Annotated in this window: 8 protein-coding genes; 5 read left to right on the top strand and 3 right to left on the bottom strand. The window is 77.3% G+C overall.

Annotated features, from left to right (window positions below; all coding sequences use genetic code 11):
• Positions 1-485, top strand: a 485-nt coding sequence (locus HLB09_RS09225; RefSeq protein WP_171203091.1) for a GNAT family N-acetyltransferase, incomplete at its 5' end; no start/stop codon positions are given.
• Positions 486-585: 100 nt separating this feature from the next.
• On the opposite strand, the gene HLB09_RS09220 is transcribed toward HLB09_RS09225, so the two are convergent.
• Complete coding sequence (locus HLB09_RS09220) at positions 586-1,884, bottom strand: MFS transporter (RefSeq protein ID WP_212770821.1); 1,299 nt, start codon at positions 1,882-1,884, stop codon at positions 586-588.
• Positions 1,885-1,963: 79 nt separating this feature from the next.
• Here HLB09_RS09220 and HLB09_RS09215 point away from each other — a divergent pair, with 79 nt between their 5' ends.
• From HLB09_RS09215 to HLB09_RS09205, 3 genes are all read left to right on the top strand, one after another.
• Positions 1,964-3,250: a threonine synthase gene (locus HLB09_RS09215; RefSeq protein WP_212770820.1), complete on the top strand. Its 1,287-nt coding sequence runs from the start codon at positions 1,964-1,966 to the stop codon at positions 3,248-3,250.
• The gene (locus HLB09_RS09210; RefSeq protein WP_171203088.1) at positions 3,243-4,154 is read left to right on the top strand and encodes an alpha/beta fold hydrolase; all 912 of its coding nucleotides are present in this window, start codon (positions 3,243-3,245) and stop codon (positions 4,152-4,154) included. Before HLB09_RS09215 ends, HLB09_RS09210 begins: the two co-directional genes overlap by 8 nt.
• A 165-nt stretch (positions 4,155-4,319) precedes the next feature.
• Positions 4,320-5,309, top strand: coding sequence for an LLM class flavin-dependent oxidoreductase (locus HLB09_RS09205; protein WP_171203087.1), 990 nt, complete (start codon positions 4,320-4,322; stop codon positions 5,307-5,309).
• Between the two features lie 52 nt (positions 5,310-5,361).
• Here HLB09_RS09205 and HLB09_RS09200 read toward each other — a convergent pair whose 3' ends face one another.
• Positions 5,362-6,186: a GolD/DthD family dehydrogenase gene (locus HLB09_RS09200; protein ID WP_322790101.1), complete on the bottom strand. Its 825-nt coding sequence runs from the start codon at positions 6,184-6,186 to the stop codon at positions 5,362-5,364.
• 165 nt (positions 6,187-6,351) lie between these two features.
• Between HLB09_RS09200 and HLB09_RS09195 the strand changes: the two genes are divergently transcribed.
• On the top strand, positions 6,352-8,226 hold the full coding sequence (locus HLB09_RS09195; protein WP_212770819.1) for a glycoside hydrolase family 15 protein: 1,875 nt from the start codon (positions 6,352-6,354) through the stop codon (positions 8,224-8,226).
• A 15-nt stretch (positions 8,227-8,241) separates the two neighbouring features.
• Here HLB09_RS09195 and HLB09_RS09190 read toward each other — a convergent pair.
• The coding region (locus tag HLB09_RS09190) for a class F sortase (RefSeq protein ID WP_212770818.1) at positions 8,242-9,069 on the bottom strand (828 nt) is incomplete at its 5' end.

Genomic DNA, 9,069 nt, shown 5'->3' with positions numbered 1-9,069 from the left:
GGGCGGACCGGGTGCGCTGGGTCGAGACGGCGTGGGAGGACCCGCGCGCGCAGGCCCTCCGCGACGCCATGGACGCCGAGATGGGCGTGCGGTACGCCGACGTCGAGGACGTCTTCTCGACGCTCGTCATGCCGCCCGGCACCGCGTGGCTCACGACGTGGGTCGCCCTGGACGGCGACGAGCCCGTCGCGACGGCGACCCTGCGGTGGCTCGGCGAGGGTCCCGACCGGCTGGCCGAGGTGAAGAAGGTCTACGTCGCGCCGTCGGGCCGCCGTCGCGGCCTGGCGTCGCAGGCGCTGCGCCAGGTCGAGGGCACGGCCCGCACCCTCGGCGTCGAGCGGCTGCACCTGCACACCGGGAGCCTCCAGCCCGAGGCGATCGCCCTCTACGAGCGCGAGGGCTGGGAGCAGGTCCCCGTCTTCGCGCCGTACGACGTCCTGCCCGTGAGCGTCTGCTTCACCAAGCCCGTCCCCGCCGCCCCCTGACGGCCCCGCACACCGCGGCACCTCGTCGTCCGAGAGCCCTCTCCCCTCGCACTTCGTCGACAGAGTGCCGTGGAGGGGCGCCCTGCCCGGCGGTGTGTCGTCAGAGCGCGGAGGCGCGGGCGGCGCGGCCGCTGCTGACGGCGACGGCGCCCACCCCGAGCACGAGCACGACGAGGGCGCCGACGACGACGAGCAGCGGCGTCGTCCAGGCGCCGGTCGCGTCGTGGACCGCGCCGAGGACGAGGGGGCCGAGGGAGGCCAGCGCGTAGCCGCCGCCCTGGACGAGGGCCGACGTGCGGCGGGCCTGCCGGTCGTCGCCCGACAGCCGGACGACGAGCACGAAGACGATGGTGAAGACGCCGCCCTGGGCCGCGCCGCCGAGCGCGGCCCACAGCAGCCACCACTGCGGCGCGACGAGCAGGCCCACCGGGAAGGCCACCCAGCAGGCGCCGACGAGCGCCAGCACCCGGTCGGGGGCGACGCGCGAGAGCAGCGCCGGCACGCCGAGCGCGCCGACGACGGCGAGCACCTGGAACACCGAGGAGGCGGCCCCCGCGGCCGCCGGGCTCTGGCCGAGGCGGTCGGCGAGGAGCGTCGGCAGCCAGGCGGTGAGCCCGTAGTACGCGAACGCCTGGGCGCCGAAGCCGACCGTGAGGACGGCGGGCGCCCACGCCGGGCGGTGCAGCGCCGCGGGGGCCGCGGGCTCGTCGCCGGCGCCGCGCTCGCGCGGCGGGTCGACGGGCAGCGGCGCCCGGCGCAGCGTCGCGGCGCCCCACAGCAGCGCGCCGAGGACGGCGAGCACGACCCACGACGTCGTCGCCGCCCGCCACCCGAGGAGCTGGGCGAGCGGTTCGGTGCCGAGGGAGGTGAGCATCGAGCCCACGTTGAGCGCGGCGGTGTAGGCGCCCGTCACCGTGCCGGCCCTCGAGGGCGGCACGGACCGCCGGATGATGACGGGGACGACGATGTTGCCGACCGTGATGGCCGTGCCGATGACGGCCGTGCCCGCGAGCACGAGCTCCGTGCCGCCCGAGGCCCGCAGCACCGTCCCGGCCGTGACGCCGGCGAGGCACCACCAGACCGCGGCGGCGGGGCCCGTGCGCGCGATGAGCGCCGAGGCCAGGGGCGCCGCGACGGCGAAGCAGACGACGGGGATCGTCGTGAGCAGGCCCGCCGCGGCGGGGTCGAGGCCGAGGTCCTCGGTGAGCCGCCCGAGCACCGGGGCGACCGCGACGATGGGCCCGCGCAGGCTCAGGGCGACGACGAGGACGGCGGCGACGACGAGCGCGGTCCTCGGTGCGGCGAGGGCGGGTCGTCCCGGCGCCACCGACGGCGCGCCCCGCTCCGTGCCTCGCGCCGTGCCCCCCGCCGTGCCCTCCGTCGTCTCCCGCGCTGCCACGCGGCCATCCTGCCCGCCGGCAGCCACCGTCCCCGCCGCCGTCCGGCGCCCGGGCGCCCTCCCGGGCCAGGATGGCCGGGTGAGCGATGACGCCGGCCCTGACACCGGACCCGCGGAGGGGCGCCCCTGGAGCACCCTGTCCCACCTCGAGTGCCCGCGGTGCGGGGACCACCTGGACGCCTCGGTGCACCAGGGCCTGTGCCCGCGGGACGGCTCGCCGCTGCTCGCGCGGTACGACCTCTCCCGCGTGGTGGTGAGGCGCGAGGAGGTCGAGCGCCGCCCGCCGGACCTGTGGCGCTACCACGAGCTGCTCCCCGTCCAGGGGCCTGAGGGCGTCGTCACGCTGGGGGAGGGCATGACGCCGCTGCTCGACGCGCCGCGCCTGGCCGCGGACCTCGGCGTCGGACGGCTGCTCGTCAAGGACGAGGGGCTGCTGCCCACCGGGTCCTTCAAGGCGCGAGGTGCCGCGGTCGGCGTCTCGCGGGCCCGCGAGCTCGGCGTCCGGGGCCTCGCGATGCCGACCAACGGCAACGCCGGCGCGGCGTGGGCCGCGTACGCCGCGCGCGCCGGGCTGCCGCTCCTCGTGGCGATGCCGGTCGGCGCGCCGGCCATCACGCGCGCCGAGTGCGTCGCCGCCGGTGCGCAGCTCCACCTCGTCGACGGGCTCATCAGCGACGCCGGGAAGCTCGTCGCGGCGGCCGTCGCGGAGGACCCGGACCGCTGGACCGACGTCGCCACCCTCAAGGAGCCCTACCGCATCGAGGGCAAGAAGACGATGGGCTTCGAGATCGCCGAGCAGCTCGGCTGGCGGATGCCCGACGTCGTCGTCTACCCGACCGGCGGGGGCGTGGGGCTCATCGGCATCTGGAAGGCGCTGCACGAGCTGCTCGAGCTCGGGTGGGTCAGCGGGCGGATGCCGCGGCTCGTCGCCGTCCAGGCGACGGGGTGCGCGCCGATCGTCCGCGCCTTCGAGGCCGGCGCCGAGGTGTCCGAGCCCTGGGTCGACGCGTCCACCGTCGCCTTCGGCATCACGGTGCCGAAGGCGCTCGGGGACTTCCTCGTGCTGCGGGCCGTGCGCGAGACGGGCGGGACGGCGCTCGCCGTCGACGACGAGGAGCTGCTCGCCGAGCTGCAGCACGTCGGCTCGCTCGAGGGCCTCGTGCTGTGCCCGGAGGGCGCGGCCGTCGTCTCCGCCGTCCGGCGGCTGCGCGGATCGGGCTGGATCGGCGCCGACGAGGAGGTCGTCGTCCTCAACACGGGCGCCGGGATCATCTACCCGGAGGCGCTGCCCGTCCGCGTCGGCGACGGGCCGGGCGATGTGCCCGTCGTCGCGAAGGACGGCCGCCTGGAGGTGCGTCGTGGCTGAGACCCGCGCCGAGGGCGCCGACGACCAGGGCGCCGGGACCGGGACGGCGCAGCCCGCGCTCGAGGACGTCGTCCTCGACCTGCCCGTCGGGCCGGTCCCCGTCCTGCGGTCGCGGCCCGCCGGCGACGTCGTCGGCCGCCTGCTCCTCGTGCCCGGCTACACCGGCGGCCGGGTCGACCACCGGCTCCTCGTGCCCGAGCTCGCAGCGCGGGGCGTCGACGCCGTGGCGCTGACCCAGCGCGGGCAACCGGGCGCCGTGCGGCCGGAGGAGGAGGGCGCCGACGTCGAGGAGGCGGCGCGCTCCTACGCGCTGCCGCTGCTGGCCCGGGACGTGCACGACGCCGCGGCCGCGCTCGCGGCGCTCGACGACGAGTGGGCGGCGCCGGTGCACCTGCTGGGCCACAGCTTCGGCGGCGTCGTCGCCGGCGAGGCCGCGCTGCTCGACCCGTCGCGCTGGCGCGGTCTGGTGCTGCTGTGCTCCGGGCCCCACGGCTGGCCGAGGCGGATGGCCGACCAGGTCGCCGTCCTCGAGCGCGAGGGCACCGCCGCGGCGCTGTGGGCGCACCTGGCAGCGCCCGGGGGGCTCGAGCCGCCGCCGGACGAGGCCGCGGCAGCGTGGCGCGAGCGGGTGCTCGGCACCTCGCCGGGGCAGCTGCTCGCCGCGGCGCGGGTGCTGGGGTCCCACGAGGACCGGTCGGACGCGCTGCGCGCCACCGGGCTGCCGGTGCTCGTCGCGCACGGGGAGACCGACGCCGCCTGGCCGCAGGAGGACCAGCGGGCGATGGCCGAGCGGGTCGGCGCGGCGTACGCCGTCCTGCCGGGTGGCCACTCGCCGAACGAGGACGCGCCGGCGGCGACGGCGGCGCTGCTGGCCGAGCACGTGCGCGCCGCCGCGGGGGACTGAGGCGGGGTGCGCCGCGGCCGGGGCCGAGCGGTGCACCGAGGTCGCGGTGCACCGCGACCTGGGCGCACCGCTCCTCCCGGGACTACCGCGGCGGCGACGGCGGTTGGGACCGGTGCCCGACGTCACCACCCGGCGCCGGGAGCCGTCCGAGCACCGAGGTGACCCATGACCGTCCCGCTGTCCGTCCTCGACCTGGCCCCCGTCGACGAGGGGACGAGCGTCGGTGAGAGCGTCGCCGGCAGCGTGGCGCTCGCGCAGGCCGCGGAGCGCGGCGGGTACCGGCGGGTCTGGTACGCCGAGCACCACAACATGCCGATGATCGCGTCGTCGGCGACGGCGGTGCTCATCGCCCACGTGGCGGCGCACACCTCGACGATCCGGCTGGGAGCGGGCGGCGTCATGCTGCCGAACCACGCGCCGCTGACCATCGCCGAGCAGTTCGGCACGCTCGCCGCGGTGCACCCCGGGCGCATCGACCTCGGGCTGGGCCGCGCCCCGGGCTCGGACCAGGCGACGATGTACGCCCTGCGGCGCGACCCGTCGTCGGCGGACACCTTCCCCCGCGACGTGCAGGAGCTGCAGGGCTACCTCACGGGCCAGAGCCTCGTGCCCGGCGTCAAGGGCGTGCCGGCGGCGGGCGTCGACGTGCCGCTGTGGATCCTCGGGTCGTCCCTCTTCGGGGCGAAGCTGGCCGCCGCGCTGGGCCTGCCGTACGCCTTCGCCTCGCACTTCTCCCCCCAGGCCCTCGAGGCCGCCGTCGCCACCTACCGCCGGGAGTTCCAGCCGTCGGCGCAGCAGGCGGAGCCCTACGTCGTCGCCGGCGTCAACGTCCTCGCCGCCGACACCCGCGAGGAGGCCGAGCACCACCGCGCCGTCGTCCGCCGCGCCCGGGCGCTCGCCTTCTTCGCCCGCGGCCGCACGCTGACCGACGCCGAGGCCGACCTGCTGCTGGAGTCCGGGGCCGGCGCGCAGATCGACTCGATGATGGTCCACACGGCGCTGGGCACCCCCGACGAGGTGCGCGACCAGCTCGACGCCTTCGCCGCGCTGGCCGACGCCGACGAGCTCATCACCGCCCACTCGGCGCCCACCGCCGCGGCGCGCGTGCGGTCGGTGGACCTGACGGCGCAGGCCGTCGCCGCCGTCCCGGCGTGAGCGCTCGCCCGACCTCTCCCGGAGGCCGCCCCGCGGCGGCCCGCGAGGGGCGTCAGCGGATCGTGTACCCGCCGTCGACGACGAGGTCGTGCCCGTTGACCATCCCGGCGGCCCCGCTGGAGAGGTAGAGGACGGCGGCGGCCACCTCGTCGGGCAGCGCGAAGCGGCCCGTCGGGATCTGCGCCTTCGCGTCCTCGCCCTTCTGGCCGCCCCACGCCGACCGCCCCAGCGCGGTGAGGACGACGGTGGGGGAGACCGAGTTGGCCGTCACGCCGCGACCGGCCCACTCCAGCGCGAGCACGCGGGTGAGGCCCACGACACCGGCCTTGCTGGCGCAGTAGGCCGCGTGGCCGTCGAGCGCCACCGTCGCGGCCTGCGACGCCATGGTCACCACCCGCCCGTACCCGGCGGCCAGCATCCGCCGGCCCACCGCCCGGGCCACGAGGAAGGTGCCGGTGAGGTTGACGGCGAGCGTCCGCGACCACGCCTCGTCCGAGAGGTCCTCCGCGGGGTCGAGGACGGCGATGCCCGCGCACGTCACGAGGACGTCGACCCGCCCGGTGGCCGCGACGGCCGTGTCCACGGCCGCCTCCACCGACGCGGCGTCGGTGACGTCGCAGGCCACGGCGAGGTGCTGGCCCGCCGCGGGGCCCGCGAGCTCGCCGGCGCGCGCGCGTGCGGCGTCCTCCGCCACGTCGACGACGACGACGCGGGCGCCGCGGTCGGCGAGGAGCCCGCAGACGGCGCTGCCGATGCCCGACACGCCGCCCGTCACCAGCGCCGTCCGGCCGTCGAGGCGCAGGGACAGGTCGACCTGCTCGTCCGCCGGGGCGGCGGGCGGGGTGGTGGCGGGGGTGCGGTCGTCGTGCGTGCTCACGTCTGCCTCCGGTGACCGGCCCGCGCCCCGGTGCGCGGGCCTCCGCCCGTGATCCTGCCCGGCGACGCGCCCGGACGCGCCCCGCGCTCGCCGCCGCCGCGCCTCCCCGCCCGGTCGCGGGTCCCCCTGGGTGCCGCCGCGAGCGCCGTCGGCGAGGCTTGCGCCGTGCAGACCCCGCGCCAGCCCCAGCAGCCGTCGTCCGCCGAGGGGGGCGGGGACCAGCAGGTGCACCGCCCCTGCGCCGTCGAGGACCACGGGGTCGTCGGCGACCTCCGCTCGATCATGCTGGTCACGAAGGACGGCGAGGTGGACTTCGCGTGCGCCCCCGACTTCGACAGCCCGGGCGTCTTCGCCGGGCTGCTCGGCGAGGGCGGCGGCGGGTTCTCCGTGCGCCCCACCGCGTGGGACACCACGCACCAGTACTACCTGCCGAGCTCGGCGGTCCTGGCGACGCGCTTCAGCAGCCGCCGCGGGTGCCTCGAGGTCCTCGACGGCATGGTCCCCGAGGAGGCGCTGCCCGACGACGACGCGGAGGCCGGCCCGGGGCGCCGCCCCCTGCTCGTGCGCCTCGTGCGGGTGCTCGACGGCGAGCAGGAGGTCGTCGTCGACTGTCGCCCGGGCTTCGACTGGGGCCGGGCGCCGCACGAGGCGGAGGCCGTCGACGGCGGCGTCCGCTTCCGCGCGGGGGAGGAGCAGCTGGTCCTGCGGTCCTCCCACCCGCTCGAGGTCGAGGACGGCGCGGCCCGCGGGCGCGTCCTGCTGCGCAAGGGCGAGGCCCTGGCCCTGGTGCTGCACTGGGGCGAGCTCGCGCCGGAGGAGGGGGGCGAGGTGGGCCGCGAGGAGGCCCAGCGCCTCCTCGACGCCACGCACGCCTACTGGCGCGACTGGGTGCGGCGCTCGAGCTACCGCGGCCGCTGGCGCGAGATCGTGCACCGCTCGGCCATCACCCTCAAGCTCCTGACGTACGCCCCGACGGGCGCCGTCGTCGCGGCCGGCACGACGAGCCTCCCGGAGGAGGTCGGCGGGGCGCGCAACTGGGACTACCGCTACGCCTGGCTGCGCGACGCCGCCTTCACGACCTTCGCGCTCATGACACTCGGCTTCCCCGACGAGACGGACGCCTTCCTCGCCTGGCTCGAGGAGCGGATGGCGGCGGCGGGCGACGAGGGGCTGCTGCCCGTCTACACCGTCCGCGGGGAGCGCCCGCCGGACGAGGAGGTGCTCGAGCACCTCGGCGGCTACGCGGGCTCGCGCCCGGTGCGCACCGGCAACGCCGCCTACGCCCAGCGCCAGCTCGACAGCTACGGCGAGGTGATGGACTCCATCTACCTCTACAACAAGGTCCGGCCCATCAGCTGGGACATCTGGACCCAGGTCGTCGAGATGCTCGACTGGCTGGCCGACCACGCCGCCGACCCCGACGCCGGGCTCTGGGAGAGCCGCGGGGAGCCGCGGCGCAACACCTACTCGCAGGTCATGGTGTGGGTGGCCTTCGAGCGGGCGCTGCGCGTGTCCCGCCAGCGCGGGCTGCCGGCCCCCCGCCAGAAGTGGGAGGCCTGCGCCGACGCCGCCTACCGCCGCGTGCAGGAGGAGGGCCTGGACCCCCGCACGGGCGGCTACCGCGTCAGCGCGGGCAGCGACCAGCTCGACGCCAGCCTCCTCATGCTGCCGCTCGTGAAGTTCGCCGGCCCCACGGACCCGCGCTTCGCGGCGACGCTCGAGGCGCTGCGCGACGAGCTCGTCGTCGACTGCCTCGTGCGCCGCTACCCGACCGACGGGACGGACGGGCTCGACGGCGGCGAGGGCTACTTCGTCGCGTGCTCGTTCTGGTACGCCGAGGCGCTCTCCAGCGCCGGCCGGCTGCAGGAGGCCGAGGAGGTCTTCGAGAAGACGTTGCGCTTCTCCAACCACCTCGGCCTCTTCGCCGAGGAGGTCAGCGCCACGGGGCACCAGACGGGCAACTTCCCGCAGGCGCTCTCGCACCTCGCGCTCATCAGCGCGGCGGTGCACCTCGACCGCGAGCTCGGCGGGAGCGCCTGACGCGCGGCCTCGCGGTCAGCCGTCGACGAGGTGCCCGTAGACGACGGTGTTGTCCTGGTAGTGGCCGCTGTCGCGGTCGAAGACGCCGCCGCAGGTGATGAGCCGGACCTGCGCGTCCGGCGTCTGCCCGTACACGCGCCGCGTGGGGAAGTCGTCCTTGGGGTAGCGCTCGGAGGTGTCGACGACGAAGGTCGCCGTCGTGCCGTCGGCGCGGTCGACGAGGACCTCGTCGCCCGGCTCGAGCTCGCCCAGGCGGTAGAAGACGGACGGCCCCGCCTTCGAGTCGATGTGGCCGGCCAGGACCGTCGGGCCGACCTCGCCGGCCCGCGGCGACCCGTCGTACCAGGATGCCTTGAGGTTGTCGGGGCCCTCGCGCGGCGGGACGGCGAGGGACCCGTCGTCGTTGAGGCCGAGGTGCAGCAGGTCGGTGTCCACGCCGATGGCGGGCACCCGCAGGCGCACCGGCTCGGCCACCTCGGGCGCCTCGGGCTCCGCGGGAGGCTCGGGCGCGGGCGTCTCGGGCGCCGGGATGCGCACGAGCCCCGGTATGTCGCCCTCCGGCGCGAGGGCCTCGGTGGGCAGGACGTCGCCCTTCGTCGCGTCGGTCACGCGCGTGGGCGACGGCGAGGGTTCGCCGGTCTCCGGCGCGGGCAGCGAGGTGGCCCCGTCGCCGTCCGGTGCGTCGCCGCCGGGGACGGCGTAGGGCGCGTCGGCGACGTCGGAGGCCGTGCGCGGCGGCTCGACCGGGGCGTCCCCCTGCTGGGCCAGCGCGGAGCCGACGAGCCCCGCGCCGACGACGAGGCACGCGATCGACGCCGCGGTGGCCGCCCTGCCGCCGCGGCG

The organism is Pseudokineococcus marinus (assembly GCF_013004605.1).
GTDB lineage: Bacteria > Actinomycetota > Actinomycetes > Actinomycetales > Quadrisphaeraceae > Pseudokineococcus > Pseudokineococcus marinus.
Note: the sequence above shows the minus strand (reverse complement) of the source record. Positions and strands in the feature narration are given on the sequence as shown.